Below are 25,217 nucleotides of genomic sequence, written 5' to 3'. Positions count from 1 at the left end.
ACACCGGGCAGTGACCGGCGGAGTTAGTGCCACTGGATGTCGGCGAGGTTTTCAAGCGGGCCGCGGTCCACCAGTGCCTCGGGGACGATGAGGGTGTCGGCGTTGCGCAGTGCGGTGGGGAAGCGGAAGCGTCCGCGTTCTTCGACTTCGCTGAGGCTGATCTGGAAGACGCGGAACTCGTCGAGTTCGAGGGCTTCGAGCTGGTTGAGGTTCTGGGTCAGCAGGAAGGCTCTGGCCTTGAGCTCGCCGTTCTCCAGGAAGGCGATGACCTTCGAGTACTCACGGGGGATCTGGATGCCGCGGTAGAGGCGGTCGTCTTCCTGGAAGACCGGTCCGCCGAAGACGCTCACTTTCAGGTCGTCGACCTCGACGTCGGCGAAGACGGCGTCCTCGAGCTGTCCCCACAGCCCGCCCTTGCTGCTCTGGTTGAAGTCTTGCATCTGCGGGGTGATGTTGGTGTAGATGAAGGAGTCGATGTTGGCCTTCTTGGCCTCGGCGGGGCTGCCCCACAGCAGGTCGGCGCGTCGTGCGAGGTGTCCGCGGTCGAGCGGGTTGTCCTCGTACAGTTCATTGCCGACCTGGACGTCATCGGGGATGCGGTTGTCCTTGACGAACTTGATGCCGTTGCGGCTGAGCTTCTTGAGCGAGGCGCCGTCGATGTTCCAGGCGACGTAGAAGGCGAAGCCGCGTGACTCGCTGAGTGCGAGGGAGAAGTGGGTGTAGGGGATGACCTCGGATCCGTCGAGCTGGACGGCGTCGCTCTTGATGGCAGCGTTCAGCTTGGGGAGGTCGATGCGCTTGCCCAGGAAGTCGGGGGCGTAGCCGGCGATGACTTCGGCCTGGTCGAGGGTGGGCGGCTGGAGACTGATGTCGAGTTTCTCGAACACGGAGCGCGGCAGGCAGGCGAGGGCGTGCTCGTCCGGGTTGTCTCCGCTCTCGCCGCCGAAGTGCAGGCCGGCCATGACTTTGCCGGGGCGGCCGTTGGATGTTTTGAACATCCATACCGAGCCCGAGTCGCCGCCCATGCTGACCTCGCCGTTCTCGGGCGGGTTGTCGGGGTCGAGGGCGATCTCGAAGCATCCGATGGCCTGTTCGCCGACGCCCGGGCCGTAGTCGATCGCGGCGATGGTCTCGATACGCCGTACGACGCCGTGGGTGACGCCGGTGGTGCGGCCGCTCTTGACGACCTTGTCCCCCAGGTCAGGCTCGCCCAGGTCCTGCGGGATGACGCCGAGTTCGTGGATGTCCTGGGTGAAGGTGCGGCCGTCGATGGTGGCGACGGCGCAGTCGCCGGCCATGCCCAGGTGGGAGCGCTTGAGGGTGCCGAGGTGGTTGCGGGCGATGCGGTTGTCGTCGTGCTTGCCGGGCTGGACGATGTCGTCGCCCAGTTCGCCGAGGTGTCCGTGCAGTACGTGCCAGTTGCTCAGGATGTAGGGGGTGCCGTCGTTCTTGTCGAAGACGATGCTTCCGATGGTCCCGGCGGAGACTTTGACGTGCCCGATGCTCGCGCCGGGGACGATCGGGTCGAGACGGGTCTTGCGGGCCGGGCTCTCCGCCTCGGCGACGACACGGAACTGGGTCTCGTATGTGCGCTCGATGACGTCGGTGGGCACCTCGACGCCGTCGACGACGACCGATTCGGGCAGTTGCGTGGTCGCCAGCGCTTCGAGGCCTTCCGGCTCCACCTTCCTGCCGACGGTGAACTGGAGCGAGATCTCCTTGCCCCGCTTCCCGTCCTTCTCCTTGTAGCCGATCCCGACGGACGTCACGTTCGGGTCCTTCAGGTAGCCCGCGCCCTTGGTCCGGATGAACTGCCTCAAAGATGTGATCAGCTTGTCCTGCCCGTTGCCGGAAGCTTTGGACGACGCGGTCTTCTTCTGCTTGGTGGCCATGGAAGGGGCTCCTTTGCCAAGTGAGGTGCACCAGATGTTCGGGATGCGGGACAGGGCCGCCCAGCAGAAGGCCGAGAACCGGCGGACCTGGAGGGAGCAGCTTGCTTCGTGACCAGCCACGTGCAGCGCGCACGCGAAATTGCCATGAGTCCACGAAGACGCAGACGGCCCTACATGAGCAAATCGCCACTTTCCGTACCCGACGAAGTGTAGGGCCAGCCCCGGAAGAACACGCCACAACAACCTGCGCCCAAACGTGCGACTTACGCCAAGCCGTACGACTTCACCAAACCAAGCGTCAGCAGCCGTCGTAGCCACACCGATCGGATACGGGCACCCTGACGGGGCCGCCGGGGAAACCTCCGCAAGCCGCTGCGGTGCCAACGCCGTGTTCAGGAGCGCGGTGCGGCGCGCAAACGCCGCTGGGCGTCGCCCGGGCCTGACGCAGCCAGAGCAGTTCGCCTCACTCTCCGCCAACTCGGCAATGATCACGGTGACGATGAGCTGGCGGAGGAGGAACGGACCCCTGAAGCGACCGACCCGAACTGGGGCCCTCCTGAGCTTGTTCTTTATCTTCCGGTCTCGAATGGTGTCTCGAACTGAGTCGCTCACCTGGGGATTCGCCGGACGCGGGGGCGGCCTTCGCCTGATCATGTGCTCCGACCAAGGTGCACGTGACCACGACGAAGGCCGTGAGGGTGAGTCTGCTGCCTGATGCTGTCCGGAGGGAAGCGTTCGCGGAAGCGTCACGCTTCCGGGGAGAGTTCTACGAGTGTCTGACCGCTCGGCGCGACGAGTTGTTCGAGTTGGCGGACGCGGTGCTGTGTGCGGACGGTGCGGTGAAGTCCCCGGTGGACTTGACGCTGTTGCCCGAGCATCGTCGTGGGCACGGAGCGATGTACGGCGGCTTGAACCACGGCCGGCTCGACGTCGGTCGGCTGCGGGCGTTGCTGGCCGGGCTGTCGCTGCCGCGTTTCGACGGCGGGCGCCTGGTGCTGGCGGTCGATGTGTCGCCGTGGCTTCGTTCGGACGCGCCGTGTTCGGCGGAGCGGCTGTTCTGCCACGTCTACGGCCGGGCGAAGACGGCGTCGCAGTTCATTCCGGGCTGGCCCTACTCCTTCGTGGCCGTGCTGGAGCCGGGTGCCACGTCCTGGACCGCGATCCTGGACGCGGTGCGGCTCGGCCCTGCGGACGACGCGACCGCGATCACCGCCGCCCAGTTGAGGGGTGTCGTCGAGCGGCTCATCGCCGCAGGCCAGTGGCAGACCGGGGACCCGCATATCGTGGTCGTCAGCGACGCGGGCTACGACGTCACCCGCCTGGCCTGGGTCCTGCGCGACCTGCCGGTCGAGCTGGTCGGCCGGGTCCGCTCCGACCGCGTGATGCGTCTGCCGAAGCCGCCGAGGATGCACGGCGTCAACGGCCGGCCGCCCAAGCACGGTCCGGAATTCCGCTTCACCAAGCCGGAAACCTGGCCCGAGCCCGCGATCACCACGGTCACGGACACGACCAACTACGGCAAGGCCGAGACCCAGGCGTGGGACCGGGTCCACCCAAGGCTCACCCACCGCTCCTCCTGGCTCGACCACGATGGTGAACTGCCGTTGGTCGAGGGGACGTTGATGCGGTTGAAGGTCGAGCATCTGTCGAAGGACCGGGATGCCCCGCCGGTGTGGTTATGGTCCTCTAAGACCGGCGCAACCCCGGACGACGTGGACCGCTTCTGGCAGGCATTTCTCCGTCGCTTCGATCTGGAGCACACCTTCCGCTTCGCGAAGCAGACCCTGGGCTGGACCACTCCGAAACTCCGTACTCCCGAGGCGGCGGACCGCTGGACCTGGATCCTGATCGTCGCTCACACCCAGCTCCGGCTCGCCCGGCCGCTCGCCGCGGACCTCCGCCGGCCCTGGGAGAAACCCGCCACCTCCGACCGGCTCACCCCGGCCCGGGTCCGCCGGGGGTTCAGGAACATCCGCGCTCACCTCGCCTGCCCAACCCGTGTTCCCAAACCCCGAGGCGCCGGCCCCGGACGGCCACCCGGCGCCAAGAACAAACACCGGGCACCCCGCTACGACGTCGGCAAGACCGTCAAACGCGCCGAGACCCTCAAGGCCATCGGCAAGCCCGGAAGATCTTGGTAGATAAAGAACAAGCTGAGAAGCTGTGTCACATCTCCTTTCCGCAGGTCACGGAGTTATGAGGTTCGATCCTCCTGCTGTGCGTTTCGGCTCGATGGAGCAGCCGAGAAGACAGAGCCCGCCCGGTGACCACGTACCCCGCCAGTCACGTTCGAGGCCAACAGCCCATCGTCGGTTCCGCACGGCGTTTGTCCGGGCCCGGGTGGTGGCAGGATCTGCACGGAGCAGACGTTGATGTGGGACGGGGGTACCCGTGGGGGGGCAGGACGAGACTGGTGCGGCGGGGCGTTCGGTGGCGTACTACCGCCGGGCCGCCGACGCGTATGCCGCGACCTGGGATGACCGGGGGCGAATGCACTGGGGGTACTTCGACGGGGCATCCGGGCCGGGCCCAGACGGGCTGGGGCGGGCGATTGACGCGTGGGACGCGCTGGCGTGCCGTCTGGCCGGGATTACGCAGGACTCGACGGTACTTGATCTGGGGTGCGGCACGGGGGCCACGGCCGCGTGGCTGGCCCGCACCACCGGCTGCGCGGTCGTGGGCGCCGACCTCCACCTTCACCTCGACAGCCGACCACGCACCGGGAGCCACGTGCGGTTCGTGCGAGCCGATGCGATGCGGCTGCCGTTCCAGCACGGTGCCTTCACGCACGTGTGGTGCCAGGCCATGCTCTGCCACGTCGAGGACCGTGCCGCTGCGCTGGACCAGATCCGCCGGGCGCTGCGCCCCGGCGGGCTGCTCGTGCTCGACGACATCATTACCCCCGCCGGGGAGGTCAGCGACCTCGGCCGTCGCTTCTACTACGACCGGGTCGCCGGCATGCGGCCCCAACCCGACCGCCGCGCCTACGTCGCCCACCTACGCGCCGCCGGCTTCACCATCGAGCGGACCATGGACCTCACCGCGCACATGCGCACCAGCTACGAGCGGGCGACCGACCACGTCCGCGGCCACTCTCCGGAGACGGCCGCGATCTACCAGGGCGTCATCCGCGCCATCGACGCCGGGGACGTGGGCTGGGCCTTCTTCCTGTGCCGACGCCCCTGAAGACGCGCTGCCCTCCACGACTCCCGTCACGGCACCGGTACCACAGCCCCGCGGCGGACACATGAATACCCACAGGTCAGGGACTATCCCGTTGTTTTTCCGCGAGTACTATCGGGACGCCCAGTAGCGGCCGGTGTGGTAGTCGACGGCGACGACGCCGGAGTCGGCCCGGCAGGCGGAGCCGGGCGGGGCGCCGCAGCGCGGGTACGGTTCGCGGTCGACGAGCTCGGCGCCGTTCAGCTGTTCCCCTCCATCCCGGGCCGCCGAGCAGCCAGGCAACGGCCGACTGGGGGCGGCGGCCGGGGCGAGGGACCGCCCGCACATGGCAGTGGGGCTCCCCAACCGCGTCACGTGCCGGACCTAGCACTTACTTCGCAAGCGCTAGCTCGCCATACACGGGGTCAGCCTCGACCGCATCCGCGCCGACCGAGTATTGGGCGAGGACCTCGCCACCGAGGCATCGCTGAGCTCACCCTGACCGTGCTCTTCGACTTCTCCCCGGCCACCGCCGTGAAGTACACAGAGCTCGCCCGCCGACTCCTCCACGACCCGGAAGAAAAGGGCTCACCCAAATGGTGCACGTGAGGGAGGCTCTCCACGTGGGCACATATCTGAAGAAGAGGCCGCCCCTGGCGTGGTCAACGGGCATGAGGAGGCTGAAATGATGGCAGGCTCCGGCAGCGGCGCGAGCCACCACAGGTGTGTGGAGGGCGACAACCTACGAGCCCTTGCCTGGCGGGCGTACGGAGATGCTGGCCTGTGGCCAGCGACCGCCCAGGCGAACGACATCACTGACCCCGGCAACATCAACCCGGGCACGAAGCTGCTGCTCCTGCCTGAAGAAGAACTCGAAAACGACGAGAAGCAGCACGCCCGTGGGCTGCCAGCCAAGGTCTCCGCAGCCCGCACACCCGCCGTGGCTTCCTGCACCGCGCGTGCCTTCGGCACAGCTCTCCGGTGACGGCCTCCAACCAGCTAACGGACACGCACAAGATCCGAGTCTCATTTACGGAGCCCACATGAGCGTTCCCCTGATCTTGCTGATGGCGATCCCGCCAGCCGCTGCCGCCACCGTGCTGCTCGCATTTGCCGCGAATCCACGCCTTGGAGACGCCTACAGGCTCCGCTTGCTCGCCAAAGGCGACGACCCGGCTGACGCCCCGACGATCCGGATCCCCAATCGGGACATCCATGGGCATCTCCTGGAAAAGCTCTTCGCTCACAAGTCCGCAAGCCAACGCGGACATACCCACGCGCGGCGAACCTTCCTCTACTACAACAGGCCAGCGAACGAACACCAGGAGTGCATCGACACCGACCATCCCCACTACGCGGAGCTGGCCAAGGCGACGCTCCGCACCCTCTCCGTTCCGCGCGAGGAGATCGTCGCCATGGCCCGGAGGTGCACCCACCAGGTCCTGGAGGACGTCCGGCGCGCCGGCACCACAAGCCGCGTGCTGCGGCTCACGGACCTCACCGTCCCTATCGCCTCCCGCCTCATGTTCGAACTGGTTTTCAGGGCTGCGCCATCGCAGGAACAAATCGTGCTGATCGGTCGTTCTGCCAGCGATACCACGAAGAACTTCAAGGGAATTCGGCACTCAAAAAACGTCTCCACCAAGCTGGAGCTCCTCGGCCTTTTGCAGGCCAAGGTGACCGAGTACGGCGGGTGCCCCGGCATCTTCGGCCACGAGAGCCCGCTCGACACGAACTCCAGGGCGAAACACCTGCAGGGTGTGTTCTTCAGCAAGGGCGTTAACCAGCTCTCCGAATTCGCCTGCCATACCGTGCTCGCGGCATCCCGGCATCCACACGTCGTCGAGCGGGTCATCGAGCGCGACGCCCGCTACCTCGACCACGTCCTCTCGGAAACACTGCGGCTCTACCCCCAGCACGCCACGATCCAGCGACTCGTGATAAACGACGTCCCCTTGAGCCCGACGGTGACGATCCCGCGCGGGACTCAGCTCCTGGTGGACATCAGCCAGCACCAGCGAATGGGCCACACGGAACCAGACGCGTTCATCCCGGAGAGATGGGAACACCACAGCCGCGCCGACAGCGGATTCGTGGTCTTCGGCAAGGGGCAACGGAAGTGTCCTGCCGAGCGGTTCTCTCGGACAGCAGGAGCTGTGATCGTGCAAGAACTGCTGAGCTCTTTCGCAGTACACGCACCCATCCGCCACACCCGGGCGCTGGAGGGAGGCGGCCTCTGCTGCCTGGTGCCCCTCGGCTCGGCCGGAACTCCCGGGATTGGGTTCAAGAAGATGCTCGTGTGGACACGCGACCACACGGAGCGCCTTGCCTTCGGCGCGGCACAGTTGATCTACTTTTCCCTGGCAGCCCGAGCAGTGCGGCGCCTGCCACGCGGCACCGACAGCAACAACTTCCCCAACCGCACAGGATCTCGCCGGCGAGATAGGTGACGGCTGCGGCGGTATGCCATAGAGCGTGTGCAGGTCGGGCAGGTCGTCGGCGAGGACGCGCTCCATCCAGTCGGGCAGTTGGTCGCTCCGCAGGTTGCGCATCATGGTGGCGAAGTCGCGGACGTGGTGGGTGACGGCGTCGAGTTCGGGGCAGCAGGTCCGAACCTCCTTGAGGTCGGCGGCATCATCGGCTGTCAGGTTTCCGGGGTCGGTCGTGATCCAGCGGACGATACGGCGGGGCCGTGGAGCCGGGCGGTGCACGGGTGGCGCGGCGGTGGTGGCCTTGAACGGGCGGAGGTAGCGGCGGACGGTCTGGATGCTTCCGGAGAAGCCCAAGGCGACGATCTCCCTGGTGGAGCTGGGCAGTGCTGTGACGGATCTGGCCAGGTTGGTCCATTGTCTGCCATTTACCTGCAACTTAATTACGAAGTCGCTGTCTTGCGGTTACACCAGAAAGGCGCTGTGGCGGGCCGCGTTGCCGCCCGTGCGGTGTGACGGCTGGGTACGGCGGGAGGGTGCTCGTGGTTGCTTACGGCCTGCCCCGTCACCGCTGCCTGTCTTCGCCGTAGCCGGTTCCGAATGGACGTGCAGGGAGAATGAGCCACGGTGATCAAAAAGGTTCTAATGTGCCCGCCGACCTACTTCGACATCGAGTACTCCATCAACCCGTACATGAACGTCGACAACAAGGTGGACAAGGTCGCAGCCCGCAAACAATGGGATCACGTCTACGCGACCCTGAAGCAGCTGGGCATCGAGATCGAGGTGATGGACGCAGTGCCGGGATGGCCGGACATGACGTTCATCGGTGACGCCGGCATGCTGCACGGCGGGAAGTTCCTGGTAACGAACTTTCGGCACGCGGAGCGCCAGGGCGAGGTGGAGCACTACATCCGCTGGATGAGGCGGCACGAGATCCCGGTGTTCACGGTCCCGGACTCAGTCTACTTCGAGGGTCTGGGTGACATTGTCTATTACGGCAGCGACATCCTGTTCGGGCACGGCCAGCGCTCCTCGGCCGAGGCGATCCGCTACGTCCGGGAGGTCTTCCCCGACCTCGTCCTGCGTGGCGAGCTTGAGCTTAAGGACGTGGGGATGTACCACCTCGGGCTCGCCATCTCCTACATCGACGAGGACACGCTGCTCTACTACCCCGGGGCGTTCACTGACGAGAGCCTCGCCTTCCTGCGCGACACCTTCGAGCGGCGTATCGAGTGCAGTGAGCAGGACGCCACCTCGTACTTCGTGTGCAACAACATCCCCCTGGGCCGGCATGTCCTGATGGACAACTGCACCCCCGAGCTGGAGCACGAGCTGGACCGGTGGGGCTATCAGGTTGTCAGAACCGATATGAGCGAGTTCAAGAAGTCGGGCGGCAGCGTCCGCTGCCTGATCCTGGCCATCGGCTGACGACCTGACGGGAAGACTCGGATGTATGCACTCGGCGTCAACCACGCCTACCACGAGACCGCCGCGTGCCTGGTGCACGATGGCCGCATCCTGGCCGCGGCCGAAGAAGAACGGTTCACTCGCGTCAAGCACGGCAAAGCCGCACGCGTCGACAACCCCCACGAACTCCCCGTCAACGCCATCGACTACTGCCTGGAGGAGGCAGGCATCACGCTCGCCGACGTGGACCACATCGGATCCTCGATCCTCCCCGCCAAACGGTTGCGCAACAGCGTCTTCACCGATCTTGTCGCCGCCGGCGATTGGGGCGGCCCAGGCGGCGAGACCACCTTCTACGACCATCTCCAGACCGTCCCCGCACGTCTGCGTGAAATGGGCTTCCAAGGGCGGTTCCACTGGCTCAGCCATCACCTGTGCCATGCCGCCTCCGCCTACTACCCCGCCCCCTTCGACCGCGCGGCCGTACTCGCGGTCGATGGCATCGGGGAAACCGCCTCCACGATGGTCGCCCTCGGAGAGAGCACCCGGCTGTCCCCGAGCATGGAGATCTCCTACCCGGCGTCGATCGGGTTCCTCTGGGAGAAGATCGCCAAGTATCTCGGCTTCAGCGAGTACGACGCCTGCAAGGTCATGGGACTGGCCGCCTACGGCGACCCCGCACCCTATCGGGACCACTACCGGCACATCCTCAAACTCCTGCCCGACGGCCAGTTCTCCCTGGACAACGACGTGCTGCGCTTCCGTATGGACGACTACTCCGGGCTCACCGACCTGTTCGGCCTGGGCCCACGCCCGCCACGCGGCGGGATGAGCAGCGACTACGCCGACATCACCGCCGCCCTGCAAGCGGCAACCGACGACGTGATGCTGCACCTCGCACGCCACGCCGCCCGCAGCCTGGGCACCCGGAACCTGTGCATGGCCGGCGGCGTCGCCCTCAACTGCGTGGCCAACGGGCGCATCGCCGCCACCGGATGGTTCGACAACCTCTACATCCAGCCCGCCGCTCACGACGCCGGCACCGCCCTCGGTGCCGCCCTGCTGATCTGGCACCACGTCCTCGGCGGGCCAGAACGCGACGAGATGCGCCACGCCCACTACGGTCCCCACTTCACGGAAGCCGCCATTGAAGCCGCGCTCCAGGAACACGGAGCCGTCTACAAACGGGTCGACGACATGGCCGGGGAAGTAGCCCGCCTGCTCGCTGACCAGAAGATCGTCGGCTGGTTCCAGGGCCGCATGGAATTCGGCCCGCGCGCCCTCGGCAACCGAAGCCTGCTCGCCGACCCCCGACATCCCGCGATGCGCGAGCGGCTCAACCGCGTCGTGAAAAACCGCGAGGACTTCCGTCCCTTCGCCCCCAGCGTCCTGGCCGAACACGCCCGCCAATGGTTCGACATCCCCACCCCGAGCCGCGCATCCGACTTCATGCTGGTCGGCTACCGGGCCCTACAACCGGAGAAGATCGCCGCTGTCGTCCACATCGACGGCACCAGTCGCATCCAGACCGTCCACGCAGACCTCAACCCCCGCTTCCACCAGCTCATCTCCCACTTCCACCGCATCACCGGAATCCCCCTTGTGCTCAACACCTCTTTCAACGACCGCGAACCCATCGTCTGCACCCCCGCCGACGCCATTACCACCTTGCACCGCGCCAACATCGACTACCTCGCCATCGGAGACTTCCTCGTCGAACCACCACCCACCGGCCCCGGACACTCAGCAGCGATGTCATCTCGCTGACCGACGGCTCCCACCGCCGCACTGCCGCAGGTTCGTCTCCTCCTGGTCCTCGCCGGCGGTGGCAGAGCACACGGGGTTGCCGCCACGCTTGCCCCTGCCCGCAGCGGCAACCGCAGCCTTCTGGGAGCCGTTGTCAGGTTGTGGGAGCGACGCCGCGGCGGGGTTCCGGGCAGGTGTCGTTGCGTCAGCGCTCGGGCTCTGCGTTCCCGGCCCACCGTGCACACCGCGGGCACAGGAGTACAAGCTGATCCGGGTTGTATCGCGGTCGGACGGGTCCAACATTCTCCCCCCCGGGCGCAAATCTCACAGAGGGTCGCGCTCTGTGTCCCAACAGCGCCGGAGTCGCATAGAGGCGCGGGAAGACGGCCGTGAACATGTGTCGCGTGGTGCGTGTCCTGGACGACGTCGTTGGACAAGCGGACTGTTGCGTCATGGTTGCCCACTGCGTCGAATCTGCGCATCTGGCCCACCAGCCCTCCCTTGGCGCCAACGGCCACTGCCCGCGGGAGCGCCAATTCTGCTCAAAGGTCGTTATATCCCGGTGTTTTATCCGGGAATCTGCTGTTTGGTCTGTGGTGTCGGGTCGCGCCAGGAGATGGTGTTCTCGCTGGCGAGGCGGCGGGCCATGAGGTCGGTCATGGCGAGGTGAATCATGGCTTCGGAGCGGGCGGGCAGGGTCTCGTAGTCACGGGCGAGACGTCGGTGGAGCATCAGCCAGCCGTAGGTCCGCTCGACCGCCCAGCGCTTCGGGATCGGGGTGAATCCTCTGGTCCCAGGGGTGCGGGCGGTGATTTCCATGTCGATGCCGAGGGTGGCTGCGTGCTCGACGAGGTGCTGGCGGTAGCCGCCGTCGACCCACACCTTGCGGATGCCGGGGTGTTCGGCGGCGACCTGGTCCAGGAGCCGTTGTCGGCCCGGGCATCGGCCTGAGGGGGCCGGTGGCCGGGCTGTTCAGCCGATCGCCGCGGCGAGGCCGCAGCTTCGCGATCAACCAGCTCCGTGCCGCCGGCCACACCAACATCGCCGCCGAACTCCGCACGATGTCCCTCCGCCCTTTCGAGCGGCCACTGGCCCTCCTCGGACTCAGCTGACCAGCACCGACCCAAGATCATCAGACTTTACAATCGCCCTATCTCCTAGAGGTGGGGTAATGCCGTGGTGACGTGCCGTCATGGGACGATCTACGCGGGTCGGCAGCGTGCCGGACCAGTGAGGGGACACCTATGTCTGACGAACAAGCCAGAACAGCCGAGACCGTTCCCTTGGGCGAGATCCCCGCAACCGAGGTCAACCCAGAAGACGTGGGCACGCTGAGCCTGCGATACGTGGACGGGGTGCCCGTGCTGGTCGTCAGCGGCGGGAGCATTATTCCGGCTTCTCTCACAGTCGTGAACGAGTCCGGCAGTCCCATTGCAAAGTACGCAGCAGGCCCCGCTAGCGAAGAAATTGGGCCGCCGATTGGAGTTCGAAGCTCGACCCACCAAGGCGTGAGGGTCAATTTTTGGCAGGGAATCTCGGTTACTGATGAGAACGGGCAGGATTTTGACGCCTGACATCTGTGCTGGTCATTGCGAGTTCGGCTCCCAGCCCCGTCGCACACGCCTAATACTCCAGCCGTAGATCGTGATCTTCATGCTTGAGCGGCTTGTCGCCGGTAGTGGCTGGTCTGGGATCGAGCCTGGTGGCGGCGTCGCCAGACGGACCAGCGAAGCCGGTGGACAGGGTCAAAGGCGCGTTGGATGACAAGCGTGATGAACAGTCGTTGGATCTCGTTGCAGGTGAGCGGTATCAGCTCGTCGGGTGAGGGATGACGGTCGTGTTCGTTCGCGCGGACGACTGCGAGGAAGGCGTGCGCCAGCATGGCCAGGGTGACCCAGCGGGACCAAGACGGGTAGCGGCGGACCTGGTGCTCGTCCAAGGCCGCCAAGCCTTTGCCGGACTGGAAAAACTCCTCGACCCGCCACCTTGATCCAGCGACGCGCACCAGGGTGGTCAGCGGCACTGCGGCCGGCCAGTAGCAGCGGTAATATGCGAGTTCGCCGGTGCTGCGGTTGCGGCGGATTAGCAACTGCCGGCTGGCGGGCGGTGAGGTCGATGACGGCCCAGTCGTAGAAGCGGTGGCCTTTGGCTCCGGCCCCTGCGGATAGCTTCTGCCAGGCTCTCTTGGGCACCTTCCTGGCCAGCATGTCGGCGCGGAACTTCCCGGCGCCTGTGGTGACTTCGTGCGAGCAGGCCACCGCGAGGACGTAGCCGGTGCCGCGTTCCTCCAGCGCGGTGCGCAGCCTCGGGTTGCCGCCGTAGACCTCGTCTCCCGCGACCCAGGCGGCCCGGTGGCCGGCGTCGAGGAATCGGGTGACCATGCGAGCGGCCAGCTCCGGCTTGGTCGCGAACTCCGTCTTGTCGCCAAGGCCGGCTGCCCGGCAGCGGTCGGGGTCGGAGGTCCAGGAACGCGGAACGTACAGTTCCCGGTCCGCTGCGGCGTGCCCGCCGCGGCCGGCGTAGACCAGATAGACGGCGACCTGGGCGTTCTCGATCCTGCCCGCGGTGCCGGTGTACTGCCGCTGAGCACCGGCAGTGTCGGTGCCCTTCTTCACGTCGCCGGTCTCGTCGACAACCAGGACTGCCTCGTCGTCGTGCAAATGCTCGACCACGTAGGCGCGCACGTCGTCGCGGACCTGGTCGGCGTCCCACTTGGCCCGCCCGAGCAGGTGCTGCATGCCGTCAGGGGTTTTGTCCCCGGCCCACTCGGCGATGGTCCAGCAGTTCTTGCGCGGCAGGTCGGACAGCAGGCCGAGTACCAACTTCCGGGCCCGGCGCCGGGACTCCACCCGCGTGAACCGTCCCGCTATCCGGCTCATCAGGCCCTCGAACGCTTCCTGCCAGCGGGCAGGGTCTACGCTGTGAGCTGCGGCCAACGCATGATCGTTTGTCTTCACACACCGATGATCAACGGTGGCCGCGCCCGTCTCCACAGCGCGTCAGGGTCGCGCAGCGTCTGCCTGCCGTCCTGTATTTGGAGGACTTGTGCAACGTGGCGAAGTCTGGTGGGTTCAGTTCGACGAGCGGAGGTTGGTCGTACTGCTGTCGGGAGAGGACACGTCCGGGATCCGGGTGATGCAGGTCGTTGCTCCGGCGGGCGTCGACATCAGCGGTCTGGGCATCGAAGTGATGGTGGGCGCCGGTGAAGGGCTGCCGTTCGAAGGCGTGCTGCGGCTCGCGTTCCCGCGTCCAGGCTTCACCCCGTGCACGTGGCTGACCACTGTGTCCCGGGACGACCTGATAGAGCGGGAGGCCGTCCTGTCCTCCCTGAAGCTCAGCGAGATTGACGACGCCCTCCGACTCGCTGAACAAGCGCACGAGCGTACCCCGGCAACGACCGCGAAGCTCAGCGAGATACGGGACGCCCTCCGTCTCGGTGAACTCGGGTAGACGAAGAAGGAGCCGACGCCCGTGACGGCGTGGGCGATCTCGGGCGAGATGATCCACGCTGGCCTCGGCGCCCCTCACCATCGAGATCACGATCTACGGCTGGAGTACTAACGGGGCGTCAGGGCTTGTTGGTCCTCGCGTAGAGCCATAGCCCGCGGAGATGCCTCGCTCGGACTCTTGTTCTGGTCGGCGTGGCCCGGTCCGGCGGCGGACTTTGCAATCGCCCTGCCCGGTGGGGGCTCCCTGCGGCTGGTTCAGCTGCGTACGCTGACTATATGGGCAGGGACGGGGTGCCCCGGCTGCGGCTGGTCGTGGTCGCGGGCCCAGTCCTGCAGCTCTTCCTCGCCACCACGCTGCCCGGCTTCTGCCGCCTCGCCCGCAACCGTGATCAGAGCAGTGGCATCACCGCGCTGCCCAAGGGCTCGGACGCCGCCGCGATCACAGCGGCCGGCTCCCTCGCCTACCTGACCCACGTCCTGGTCCAGGACGGCCCCACGGCCGAACAGCGCCGCTCGGAGTTTCTGGCTCACGGCTTCGGGCCATCCGGGCCTGCTCTGGCCGAACAGCTCACCTTCGCCGTGCGTCGCTGGGACGTCCACGAACGAGCCCACGGCTACCCCCAGTTGGAGGTTCATCCCGCCGGAACCCCTGACACCGAACTACCCACAGGCCACGTGCTGGACAAGACCCACAACCGGCTCGTGTGGACGTGGCGCTCCGACACCGCCGACGCCCCGGCCGCGCAGCCAGAAAAGGTGAGCGCCCATGACTGAACCGGCACCCGACCAGGTCGAGCCACAGCACGGGCTGGGCCTGTACGAGCGCTACTACGCCCAGGTGGAATCCGGCCGCAAGACCATCGAAGTCCGGGTGCGCACACCCCGGATGACGGACGTCGCGGTCGGCGACGTGCTCGTATTCCACGGCGAGGACTCCGGCCGCGAACTCGACGTAAGGGTCGCGCGGATCACGCCGCACGCCTCGTTCGCCGAGCTGCTCGCCGCGGAGGACACCTCCCGCATCGACCCTGACGCCACAGAGGCCGAGCAGCTCGCCAACCTGCGCCGCATCTACCCACCAGAGAAGGAGGCCCTGGGACCGCTCGCGATCGAGTTCGACCATCGGCCGGCACTCGCGGGGCAGCCGATGCCCGTGTCCCCCGAGGCATACGTACAGACCTTTCCGCACCACACGGTGTACAGCTGCTTCTACGTACGCGACGACCGCGATCGGCCCGTCATGCTGCGTTCGGTGTACGGCGGTCGACCCTGGCAGTTTCCAGGCGGGAACAGTGACGCCGGCGAGGATCCCCTGCAGACCGCGCGCCGCGAAACGGCCGAGGAAACCGGGCTCGAGCTCGGCCAGGGCCAACCCCGTCTGCTGCTCACGCACTACCTGCACCCCGGGCCCCGCTGGCCCATGGGCAAGATCGGCTTCATCTTCGACGGCGGCAGCCTCAGCCCTGAACAGCTGCGGCAGATTCGCGTCGACCCGGCAGAGCACGACATGTGGGCGATCCACGGCCTCGACGAGTGGCGACCTCTGCTGGCCGAGGGAGCGTTCGCCCGCCTGGAGGCCATCGAACGGGCCCGCACCGGCAGCGGCCCGCAGGACCTCGTCACCGATCACACCTAACCCCGGCCCTCCCCTTTGGAGTTCTCATGTCCGTCGAGGCGTCCCCCAACCCCGAGACCTGGACTGCCTATGGCCAGTTTCAGCTCGACCGGTCCTACATGCCGCCGGCACCTGAACAGCTGCGATGGGGCTTCTGGGACGGTGTCGGCCCCGGCGACGACGTCCTCGGCCCCCTGGCCGGAAAACGGGTCCTGGACATCGGCTCCGGCGCCGTCCACATCGCACAAGTCCACGGCGCACTCGTCGACGCGGTCGAACTCTCGCCCACCCAACACCGCCGCGCCACCGGACACTTCGGCGACGTACCCGGCGTCCGGTTCCTGCACGCGGACGTGATCGAGCACCTTCAGCAGGCTCAGCCGTACGACGCGACGTACGGCATCTGCACACTCGCCGGAATCGACCCCCACATCTCACTGCCCGCGCTGCGCGACGGACTACTCCCCGGAGCCCCGCTCGTCTTCTCCGTTCTGCACACCAACTGGCACGGCCATGGCCCCTCCGACACCGTGGCTCCACGCGCGGAGACGGTCGGGCTCAAGGGCATGGACCCGCTGCCGCTGCAGACCTGGGTGCTCACCGCCCAGGTGTGGGAAGACCTCCTGACGGACTACGGATTCACGGTGGAGGCCATCACCCAGCTCCACGCACCCGACCCGGACAACCCCGTCACCTGCCAGCTCATCCAGGCCCGGCGCAGGACCGTCCTACCTGCGCGGATCACCAGCCGCCCCCGCAGCCGACGCCCGCCCGTCCCGCACGCCGCGATCGGCGTGGGCGCCATCGTCCTCGGCGACCGCGGTCTGCTCCTGGGCCGCCACCGCCGCGGCACTCTCGAACTCCCCGGCGGATCTCTTGAGATCGGCGAACCCCTGGAGAAGACGGTCGTGCGCGAGCTGGCCGAGGAGACCGGCCTGTCCGCGCGCCCCGAAGACGTCACCCTCCTGGGCACCCTCGTCGATCACGCCGGCGACGTCGTACGCGTCACCGTGGGCGCCCTCGTCACCACCTGGCAGGGCGAACCCACCACCCAGCCAGACGAGAGCGTCGGCGACTGGGCCTGGTGGCCGCTCGACGAGCTGCCCGACGGTCTCTTCGAGTGCAGCGCACAGATCCTCACCGCCTGGCGCCCCGACCTGCCCATCGACCACCCCCCGGCCCACTTCACTCCCTACGACAGCCGAACGGCACCGTCATCCGCTCCAGAAAGCGCAGGTGCATGAACTCGCCCCCGCGTACGACCTTGTGGCGGCACCGCGACTTCCGCCTCTAGGACAGATCTTCGCCGTCGGAGCCGCCGACGAGACCGGCACACTGCGCGCCATGGCCATCTCGGCCTGCCCGTGGCCCGCCACCTCGACGACGGCGCCACCCTCGAAGTCACCCGGACCGCCAGCGACGGCGCACGCAACGCCAACTCCCTGCTGTACGGAGCGTCGTGACGCGCGGCGAAAGCCCTCGGATACCGGCGCTTGATCACCCAGGAGGGCGAGAGCGGCGCATCTCTGCGCGGCGCGGGCTGGCACCTGGTCGCCAGCCGTCCGCCCCGGGCCGGATGGCACACCCCTTCCCGCCCCCGGGCCGGTCACGGCAACGACCACGTCGCTCGCTTCCTGTGGCAAGCCCCCTGAACCGCATGCCTGGAGACGACCTGCACACCTACGAACCCACCGACCTCGACGACATGTCCCCGCGCCAAGCCGTTGATGCCGTGACGGCGGACATCCGCGACCACTAGGTTGATGGCTGAGCAAGTGGCTGCACTGCTTCACTTCTTTGCCTTTGCTGCCCTCGCCCAGGGCACCCCGGTACACGAGGTATCCCGCTGCTGCGGCCGATGATCGCTCAGGCCACAGCCGATGTGTGCGGTCACCCATCCCTGATTCTTGGACCGGTGCCGGTCAGACGGGCAGGCCGCTCTGCGGCCGTGTCGTCGACATGTGCGGCGAAGCCGGCGCTCCGGCAGGCGGTCGCCGAGCCCCACTATCGGAAGGCTCTGACAATGCGGCCCTGGCCGTATTGGGTTTGCGCCAGCTTTCACATCGCACCGAGTTCGTTTCCAGTCACCCCTTCGTGCCAACTGGGTCAGTGCACCAGGTCAGGGGTGGGTTCCGGCATGAAGTGAGCCGGTGGCTTTTAGGCCGAAAATGCCGCTTGCCCTCACACGGTGTCAGTGGGCGGGTTCATCATCATCTGCCATGACGCAGGAACCATCACAGGCCGGGAGACGACCGTCCATGGCGGGGTCGCGTGCAGGGGGCCCAACGGAAAAGCTCGTCGGCGATCTGACCACGACCGCCTTGCGAGCGGCCCGCGCCTTTGCCACCCGGCATGAGGAGCCTGCCGCATGGCGCGAGGTGTCACGGATGCACGGAGTGTTCCTCAGCCTGCTCCCTCCTGCGGCAGCTCCCCCGACGCCCTCAGGCTTGATTGCCGCCTTGCGACACCCCATGCGGGCATGGGTCCCCCTGCCATGGGATCTCGTTCCAAGCGAGCTCGGCTCGTTCAGCATCCTGGGCCAGGATGACCTGCTGACCGGCGAGGCCATCGAGTACGGATCCGACTACAGCGAGGCCCTCTTCGAGAACCACGAAGCAGGGATCGACTGGGTGCCACGGTGGGCTCAACAGACCTTTGAGAAGGTCGAGCGCTCCGTCTATCTGGTTCTCTCGTCCGCGGGACAGAACGAGTACGTCGCCACACGGCAGATGCTGATCGAGGTGCCAGCAGGCACCGTTGAGCAGGTGAGCGACGAACTGCACGAGCGCGGAGCCCTGCACACCGAGGCATACGAACCGCTGCCGCCTGATCGACAGTTCGTCTCCGGACAGGATGCCTGGTACGTGCCCTGCCCGGTATGCCGGTGGCCGATGCACGTGCGCGGCTCTCTGCTGGCGTGCCGGTATCCGCAGCATGTCGGACAGTTCACCATCACGCAGGAGCACGACATTGACGGGGCGCCGCGTGTGCGCGGACCCTTGCCCGCCATCGCAGCCCCTTCAGCCGAGGCAGTGTGTCTACACGAAGCCATCTGGCGCTACATCACGATTCCCGGCATCACCGAGGTGTCACTGATGGACTGGCTGGCCGAGCAGGCTGGCATCGACGTCGACGCGATCACGAAGTGGCCGCACAAGGACCGGTGGGACATCAGCGTCCGGGCTGGCAGCAGCGTCTTCGAGGTGGACCTCAAGGACACCAGGTCCCCGTCCCAGATCGTCGCCAGGCCGCCGCGCGCCCGGCACGTGGTCGTGCCCGACTACCGGTCCTGGCAGGTCGCGCAGCTGCGCCGGTCCCTGCCGGCCGGGCGCTACGAGGTCCGGACCGTCCGCGCGTTCAAAACCCTTGTCGGCAAGGCTCTCAAGGAGGCGCAGTGAACGGTCGCCCTTTTGCCACGATGAGCGTGCAGCGCTTGAGCACTGTGGCCGCGCTCGCCTTGGCCGCCCGGCTGTTTCCCGACCGCAGTGACAACTCCTTCCGGCACGCGACTGCGATCCGGGACGCGCACTTCCTTGTCTCCGGGCACACGCATTTGTGGAACGGCTATCCCGATCTGTCGTCTGAGGACACGCGGCGAGTCACCCGGCTCCTGCTGCACCGCACCGGGCGGCTGGCGATCCTGAGCGCCTTTCGTCGCGCCGTCGAGGAGCTGTTCAACTCGACCGAGATTCCGGAGGGGTTCGCTCTCCTGGATGACGAGCTCTACCTGGTGACTGAGTCGGTCCACCAGCAGCTTGCCGCGCTGGTGGATGAGATCCTGGAGGTCCTGGATGACCGTGCCGCCTCGCTCGACGAGGGGCGCAGCCGCCCGCTGGCCTTTGAGGGGCATTTCCGTATCGGCACGCAGATCCCGGATCCGAGTCGGCCAGGCAACGGGGTCATCCAGGCCCACTACATCCTCGATGTGCCCCACGTCGAGACGCCGTTGCCGGACTTCGGCAAGCCTCGCGAGTGCCCCATGCTGTCCGTGCGGGTTGAGGCCCTTCGGTCGATTGCCGAATCGCTGGATCGAGCCTTCGGCCAAAGCCACCGACGTCAGAGTCTGGACCGGCTCTTCCAGTACATCCGTCACGCCGACGGCTCCTTACTCACCGAAAAGGACCTAGTGCTCAACGCCGGCCTCATCAGGGTGCTCAGCGCGTGCACCGGCTCCGGCAAGAGTGTTCTGGCGAAGTTGTTGGCCGAATGGGGGGTCCTGAACGGCTATGTGACCGGGATCGTGGTGCCACGCAATGACAGCGTGCTCGCCTTCACCCACGCACTACGCGTGGAACTCAAAGAGCTGGGTCGCACTGACGCGGTGGTTGTGCCGCTGATCTCACCGAACAGCATGCAGGCAGAGGCGGAGAAGGCCGCCCGCAGTCACCTGGAGGAGGGCCGGCTCGATGAGGCGGATCAGGCGTTTTCCGAGTTCTCCTACGGCTGCGGCATGCAGGCGAGGTCCACCAACACCCAGGACGTCGACCTGTGGCAGCCCGGGCGCGAGCGCTGCTCGGACTTCGAAGGTATCGACGCGGACACCGGCGAGGTCCGTCGCCACCGCTGCCCCTGGTACGCCCACTGCGGCAAACACCGCCACCAGTTGGCACTCGACAGCGCGAGCATTATCGTCACCAACCACATCAACCTCATGTCCGGCCGCCTCCATGTCCCGGTGCTGGCCGAGGGGAGGCTGCGCAACCACATGAGCGTCGAGGAGGCACTGCTGCGCCTCACCCATCTCCTGCTCATCGACGAGGCAGACGCCTTCCAGGCCACCGGATTCGCCAAGAGCGCCCACCACGTCACCCTCGCGCGCTATGGCAGCAGGCAGCCCAGTGCCCTGCAAGAGCTTCACGACCAGTTCAGCGTCCGGGCCGGCGCATTGATGTACGAGCTCGAGCGCTACATCCACCCCAAGATCACCCAGGCGCGATTCTTGTCGGAGAGCTACGTGAGCAACGCAGCCAACGGACGCATCGCCCAACGCGGCCCCAACGAACGCAACCGCCAGCAACTCGCGCGCCGCCGATTGATCATCCCGCGCCGTTGGGATGCCTGGTGCACCGCGCGTCTGTGGCGCACTCCGGAGGATTCCTCACCCACTCACGAACAGATCGATACTTTCCGCAAGCTGTTCAACCCGAGCGAGGAAGCCCAGCTCACCGAGGCGACCGTCCCGGCCATCCCCGGCCTCGATGACAGCAGCCAGGACCATCTGACCCGGCTGCGCAGCGAACTGCTCGACACCACAGCCTTGCGCGAGGGCGCCGATCCCGTCTTCGACGGCGCGCACGCACGGATCTCCGCTGCCACAACCTCACTGCTGGACCCGGCACTTGACGATGACGACCGTGAACTCCTGGTCGACCTCCTGGTGCGACGGGCCTACCTGGAGCAGATCCGAGCCCAAATCGAATACGTGACCCGCTTCGGCACTTCCCTGAAGGCATCCGGTATCACCGCGGCCAACCAGCTGGCCGAGATGCTCGACGACAACAAGCAATGGCACGCCGCCCCGTACGGCCCGCTGGGCGCACCCGTCTTCGGCTTCACCGCCATCCACGACATCGAGGACAAGCATCGCACCGAACTCGCCCTGACCTCCTTTGCCGGCGATCCTCACGCCTACACCGCCCAGCTCGGCGACACCACCGCGCTGGCACTGTGCGGGCAACGCCGCATTGTGCTGGGACTCTCGGCGACTGCGCACATGCCCGGCGGCACCATGCACCACCTCATCACTCCACCGACCTGGTACGTGCCCGATGACATCACCGGCTCCCTGGTACTGAAGTCGCTGCCCCTGGTGGACGAGCGCAACAATCCCATCCGGATCTCCGGTACATCAGACATCCACCGGGACCAGGCCCACCAGCAGATGGGCCGCGCCCTGTGGTCCCACATCGTGCAGCATCTGAAGAAGCTGGGCAGCCGGGCGAGCACCGCGCACCGGGCCCGCATCCTCGTCGCCTGCACCTCCTACGTCGGCGCCGGGCAGCTCGCCGAAGGCATGATTTCCGCCGGCGCGGACCCGGACAGCATTGCCGTCGCCGCCCGCGTCGAGAGCGAGAGCGCCGTACCGGCGCACTTCCGGCGACGCCCCGCCTGGCATGAGATCCCCTCGGATGCTCTGGAACGCTTCCCCCACCACAACAGTGCCAAGATCCTCATCGCACCGCTCGCCATTGCCGAACGCGGACTGAACATGGTCGACCACAACGGGCGCTCCCTGGTCGGCGAAGTCATCCTCGCCGTCCGCCCGATCCCGCTGATGGACGAACCCGCCCAGCTCCTCGCGCTCATCTCCAGCCGCGCCTACAGCGCCCTGAACCGCTCGCAAGATCCCGCCGAAATGCTGCGCGAACTCTCCCGCACCTCCAGCGCAGTCCACGAAGAGCTCTTCCGCAGCCACCATTTCTTCCAGTCCCTGCCCAACCAGGTGCGCCTGTCGATCGTCGCCGAAATGCTCATCGGCATCATCCAGCTCGGCGGCCGCGTACGGCGAGGCGGCGACCAAGGCGTCCTCTACCTCGCCGACCACGCCTTCCACAACACCGCAAGCGGCAGCGACCTGCCGCGACTCATCCGAGAACTGCGCCACGGCTGGGCCAAGACCGGGCAGCTCGAACTCCTGCAGAACATCTACGGAAACACCCTCACCGCGATCTTCAACTTCGCCGACGAAAGGACCAACCACTGATGGCCGCCGGCCCCACCCGCCTCTACACCGCCGACTTCCCCCTCAGCCCTGAACTGATGGGACAGGTGTGGTTCTACCCGCTCACCCCCGAGTTCGAGGACTTGTGGGAAGTCTGCGAACGCCAGTGGGACCCCGACGAAGGCTTCCGCACCCCGCACGGTGCCCTGCGCGTGGCCCTGGGCACCGCCACCGGACGCATGATCGTCTTCACGATCTCGCGGCGACGCAGCGCCGGGCCCGACGAGGCACAGAGCCTGATCGTCGCCGACCGCCCCCTAGATGCCAAGCTCACCAAGCGCTGCTTCGACACGTGGCAGAAGCTGCACTTCCCCAACCACAAGCACCAACTCCTTAGCGAGCACATCGACTTCCACAATGCGACCTGCCGCCCCCTCACCGACGTCCTGCAGCGCGACGACGGCGGCTACATCACCGGGCCCTGGTGGTGGAAGGACGCCGCAGGCTGGGCCGCCATCCAGCAACTGGCAGCCCGCCCCATGACCGACCAGCAGCACCCCGACCAGCCAGCCACGTCCTTCCGAGTGGCGCTCGCCCACGACGCCAAACGACTCGTAGCCTGGGACTACCCCTACTACCGCACCATCTACCAGGGCCGAGCCAATGAACGCACCGGCTGGGCGATGGCCTACGTCTCGGTCACCGGAGAGACCCAACGCGGCCTGCCCGACCCCATCTTGCGCTTCGACTGCCACGTCACCCGCGTCGCCGACCACTGGCGCAACGTCAAAACCGTCATGCTCAAGCACCCCCAGTTCGACACCCTGCTGCGCGTCCCGGTCCGCCATCTCCCCCACACCGGCCCTGACGGCGAAAACATCACCGACAAGGACGGGCGCCTCACCTGGAAGACAACTTTCCGCGGACACACCGCGGCCATCGTCCAGGCGTGCGGCCTCCAACCCGTCACGTTGCCCGTCAACGCCGACGGCGCTCTCGACCGTGTCCGGGCGGTCTTCCGCAACAAGGGCAAGCACCTGGTCGGCAAGGGCATCGGCGCCTACTTCACCCTGCGCATGACCACCCACATCGCCGAGGCCCTCGGCGTCCAACCGATCATCTACGACGCCTCCCGCCACACCATCCCGGGCAAGAGCATCACCAGCGGCCCCATCCCCCGCGGCAAGCTGCCACAGGCCGTGGAGGCAGCCGGATGGAAGTCAGTGCGCCTGGTGGCGGTGTACTCCGCGGACAGCACCCCGCACCGGATCCTGCGTCAACTCCGGTCGGACTACGGGATTGCGACACCTGCCGCACTGGCCAACCGGGCAACGGCTTTCGATGGGCAGATCGTCGACGTCGCCCCCACCATCACACTGGAATTCCGGAAGATCCCCGAGCTGACCATGCACGGCCGCCATGACCGCGCAGCACTCATCCGCAGCCACAGCGCCCTCCAGGTCAGCGACCCTGACCAACTCATCGCCGTCATCTGCGAGACCACCTGGGACGGCAAGCCCGTCCCCCACGACGGCAAGCCCGCCACCCGCAAGGCACTCGGAGCCACCAGGATCGTCAGCCAGTTCCTCGTCAAGACCGACGCCTCGCCGCGCGAAGAGGACACCGACTTTCCCGCCAGTGCAGCCCTGCGCCACATCTTCCAGGACGCCGGCATCATCGACGACCGTCTTTCTCGTGCCATCTGCGCCACGCCCGAGGTGTCCATGGACGCGCCGTTGACAGAGCCCGTAACCGTGGTCGGCATCCACATGCGCCGACACGTCTACAAGCGAGTACGAGGCCAGGGCTACCGCAGCCCCAAACTCGTCGCCTGCCTCGTCGCGATGCACTTCACGCCCGACGCTCAAACCCCGCCGTACACCGAGATGTACCAAAACGGGCAATGGCTGCGCATCGCGGAGGGGCGTGCCCTCTTTCACTCCTCAGAGATCGGCAGCGAACGCTGGGGACGCAACGGCGACGGTGCTCGGGCCGTCCGAGACCACATCGAGACCGCCCTCGACAACCTCGTCCTGCCCGAGGGCAGCAACCGTGTCGTCCTCGTCCTGGACAAGGAAGGCAGCCGCAGCATCTACCCGGCCCTCGACGACAATCCCTTCCGCACCGCGCCGCACCCCGGACGCGGTCTCGCTCACGACGGCATCGACGTCGCCACCGTACGCATCGCCTTCGGACACCATGCAGCGCGGCCGGCAACCGTCTACCGCGACGGTGTCGACAACCTCACCACCATGAACCCCACCTACCGGCGCACTCTCATCTTCGAGAAGCATCACCCCCACGAGACCGTGTGGATGCTCACGCAACAATCACGCCAGCAAGCCGGAAACTCGCCCATGCTGCGCGAGGGCAACAAACGAACCCGCGACGACTTCAGCACCCTCACCTACAACCCCATGAACAAGGATCTCCACGCCACCAGCCGCATCGAGCTCACCGTCCCCACGCCAGGCAGCTGGCGCCCCGGCGACCTCGTCGCGTTCATCGCCCGGCAATGCGACCAGGCCGTCGCGTGGGATCACCGCACGCTACGTCCGGCCCCGCTCCATCTCGCTTACAAGACCGACCAGGACCATCCCGACTTCCGCAGTCACGATCCTGGTGACGGCGAGGCCCAAGATGACGAAGATGACCTTTCATAGCCATGCATGGACAGGGCCACCGCTTAGCGTCAGGAGCCCCTCAACGCCCCAGGGGCATTGCGTGATTGAGATTGGTCCGGTTCGCCGGTCTCGTGAGTGACGTGGCGTCATGTCTGTTGTGCAGCAAGGGGCTCGGGAGAGCAGAGCAGGCACGGTGCCGGTGATCATGTGGTTGTCGAGACCCATGAGA

Annotated in this window: 17 protein-coding genes and 3 pseudogenes; 16 read left to right on the top strand and 4 right to left on the bottom strand. The window is 66.8% G+C overall.

Features of this window, described 5'->3' with window-relative positions; genetic code table 11:
- Positions 1-23 precede the first annotated feature (23 nt).
- A complete protein-coding gene (locus tag OG883_RS40990; RefSeq protein WP_266552385.1) occupies positions 24-1,892 on the bottom strand; it encodes a DNA/RNA non-specific endonuclease in 1,869 nt (622 codons plus the stop codon).
- 698 nt (positions 1,893-2,590) lie between these two features.
- On the opposite strand from OG883_RS40990, the gene OG883_RS40985 reads away from it, so the two are divergent.
- On the top strand, positions 2,591-4,033 hold the full coding sequence (locus tag OG883_RS40985; RefSeq protein WP_323181080.1) for an NF041680 family putative transposase: 1,443 nt from the start codon (positions 2,591-2,593) through the stop codon (positions 4,031-4,033).
- Between the two features lie 250 nt (positions 4,034-4,283).
- Positions 4,284-5,078: a class I SAM-dependent methyltransferase gene (locus OG883_RS40980; RefSeq protein WP_266552379.1), complete on the top strand. Its 795-nt coding sequence runs from the start codon at positions 4,284-4,286 to the stop codon at positions 5,076-5,078.
- Positions 5,079-5,186: 108 nt separating this feature from the next.
- Here the strand turns inward: OG883_RS40980 and OG883_RS40975 are convergent, their stop codons facing one another.
- Complete coding sequence (locus OG883_RS40975) at positions 5,187-5,402, bottom strand: hypothetical protein (protein WP_266552376.1); 216 nt, start codon at positions 5,400-5,402, stop codon at positions 5,187-5,189.
- Positions 5,403-5,739: 337 nt separating this feature from the next.
- Here OG883_RS40975 and OG883_RS40970 point away from each other — a divergent pair, with 337 nt between their 5' ends.
- The 5 genes from OG883_RS40970 to OG883_RS40950 all read left to right on the top strand — a co-directional run bounded on the left by OG883_RS40970 (position 5,740) and on the right by OG883_RS40950 (position 10,660).
- Entirely contained in the window at positions 5,740-6,039 is a 300-nt protein-coding gene (locus OG883_RS40970) for a hypothetical protein (protein WP_266552373.1), read from the top strand.
- A gap of 58 nt (positions 6,040-6,097) precedes the next feature.
- Positions 6,098-7,504 (top strand): cytochrome P450, encoded by a 1,407-nt coding sequence (locus tag OG883_RS40965; protein ID WP_266552370.1) that lies wholly within the window; start codon positions 6,098-6,100, stop codon positions 7,502-7,504.
- A 27-nt stretch (positions 7,505-7,531) separates the two neighbouring features.
- Positions 7,532-7,999 carry a hypothetical protein gene (locus OG883_RS40960; RefSeq protein WP_266552367.1) on the top strand — a complete coding sequence of 156 codons (468 nt, stop codon included), beginning with the start codon at positions 7,532-7,534 and terminating at the stop codon, positions 7,997-7,999.
- 129 nt (positions 8,000-8,128) lie between these two features.
- Positions 8,129-8,914 (top strand): dimethylarginine dimethylaminohydrolase family protein, encoded by a 786-nt coding sequence (locus OG883_RS40955; RefSeq protein ID WP_266552364.1) that lies wholly within the window; start codon positions 8,129-8,131, stop codon positions 8,912-8,914.
- 21 nt (positions 8,915-8,935) lie between these two features.
- Positions 8,936-10,660, top strand: coding sequence for a carbamoyltransferase C-terminal domain-containing protein (locus OG883_RS40950; RefSeq protein ID WP_266552361.1), 1,725 nt, complete (start codon positions 8,936-8,938; stop codon positions 10,658-10,660).
- Between the two features lie 546 nt (positions 10,661-11,206).
- Here OG883_RS40950 and OG883_RS40945 read toward each other — a convergent pair.
- Positions 11,207-11,566 (bottom strand): annotated as a pseudogene (locus OG883_RS40945) (transposase); the annotation flags it as partial.
- A 317-nt stretch (positions 11,567-11,883) separates the two neighbouring features.
- Between OG883_RS40945 and OG883_RS40940 the strand changes: the two are divergent.
- Positions 11,884-12,213 (top strand): hypothetical protein, encoded by a 330-nt coding sequence (locus OG883_RS40940; protein ID WP_266552359.1) that lies wholly within the window; start codon positions 11,884-11,886, stop codon positions 12,211-12,213.
- Positions 12,214-12,290: 77 nt separating this feature from the next.
- Here OG883_RS40940 and OG883_RS40935 read toward each other — a convergent pair.
- Positions 12,291-13,518, bottom strand: a pseudogene (locus OG883_RS40935) (IS701 family transposase).
- 166 nt (positions 13,519-13,684) lie between these two features.
- Here OG883_RS40935 and OG883_RS40930 point away from each other — a divergent pair.
- From OG883_RS40930 to OG883_RS40900, 8 genes and pseudogenes are all read left to right on the top strand, one after another.
- The gene (locus OG883_RS40930) at positions 13,685-14,089 is read left to right on the top strand and encodes a type II toxin-antitoxin system PemK/MazF family toxin (RefSeq protein ID WP_266552357.1); all 405 of its coding nucleotides are present in this window, start codon (positions 13,685-13,687) and stop codon (positions 14,087-14,089) included.
- A gap of 275 nt (positions 14,090-14,364) precedes the next feature.
- The gene (locus OG883_RS40925; RefSeq protein ID WP_266552354.1) at positions 14,365-14,862 is read left to right on the top strand and encodes a hypothetical protein; all 498 of its coding nucleotides are present in this window, start codon (positions 14,365-14,367) and stop codon (positions 14,860-14,862) included.
- Positions 14,855-15,724, top strand: coding sequence for an NUDIX domain-containing protein (locus OG883_RS40920; RefSeq protein ID WP_266552352.1), 870 nt, complete (start codon positions 14,855-14,857; stop codon positions 15,722-15,724). Before OG883_RS40925 ends, OG883_RS40920 begins: the two co-directional genes overlap by 8 nt.
- A 26-nt stretch (positions 15,725-15,750) precedes the next feature.
- The gene (locus OG883_RS40915) at positions 15,751-16,947 is read left to right on the top strand and encodes an NUDIX domain-containing protein (RefSeq protein WP_266552349.1); all 1,197 of its coding nucleotides are present in this window, start codon (positions 15,751-15,753) and stop codon (positions 16,945-16,947) included.
- 111 nt (positions 16,948-17,058) lie between these two features.
- A pseudogene (locus tag OG883_RS47125) lies at positions 17,059-17,355 on the top strand (XF1762 family protein); the annotation flags it as partial.
- A 606-nt stretch (positions 17,356-17,961) separates the two neighbouring features.
- A complete protein-coding gene (locus OG883_RS40910; RefSeq protein WP_266552346.1) occupies positions 17,962-19,101 on the top strand; it encodes a hypothetical protein in 1,140 nt (379 codons plus the stop codon).
- A gap of 26 nt (positions 19,102-19,127) precedes the next feature.
- Positions 19,128-22,406 (top strand): hypothetical protein, encoded by a 3,279-nt coding sequence (locus OG883_RS40905; protein ID WP_266553274.1) that lies wholly within the window; start codon positions 19,128-19,130, stop codon positions 22,404-22,406.
- Complete coding sequence (locus OG883_RS40900; RefSeq protein ID WP_266552343.1) at positions 22,406-25,027, top strand: RNaseH domain-containing protein; 2,622 nt, start codon at positions 22,406-22,408, stop codon at positions 25,025-25,027. The genes OG883_RS40905 and OG883_RS40900 overlap by 1 nt, the downstream gene beginning before the upstream one ends.
- Positions 25,028-25,217: the final 190 nt, after the last annotated feature.

It is taken from the genome of Streptomyces sp. NBC_01142, assembly GCF_026341125.1.
Classification (GTDB): domain Bacteria; phylum Actinomycetota; class Actinomycetes; order Streptomycetales; family Streptomycetaceae; genus Streptomyces.
The sequence above is the reverse complement of the archived record's forward strand: the minus strand, read 5'-3'. Positions and strand labels throughout refer to the sequence as shown.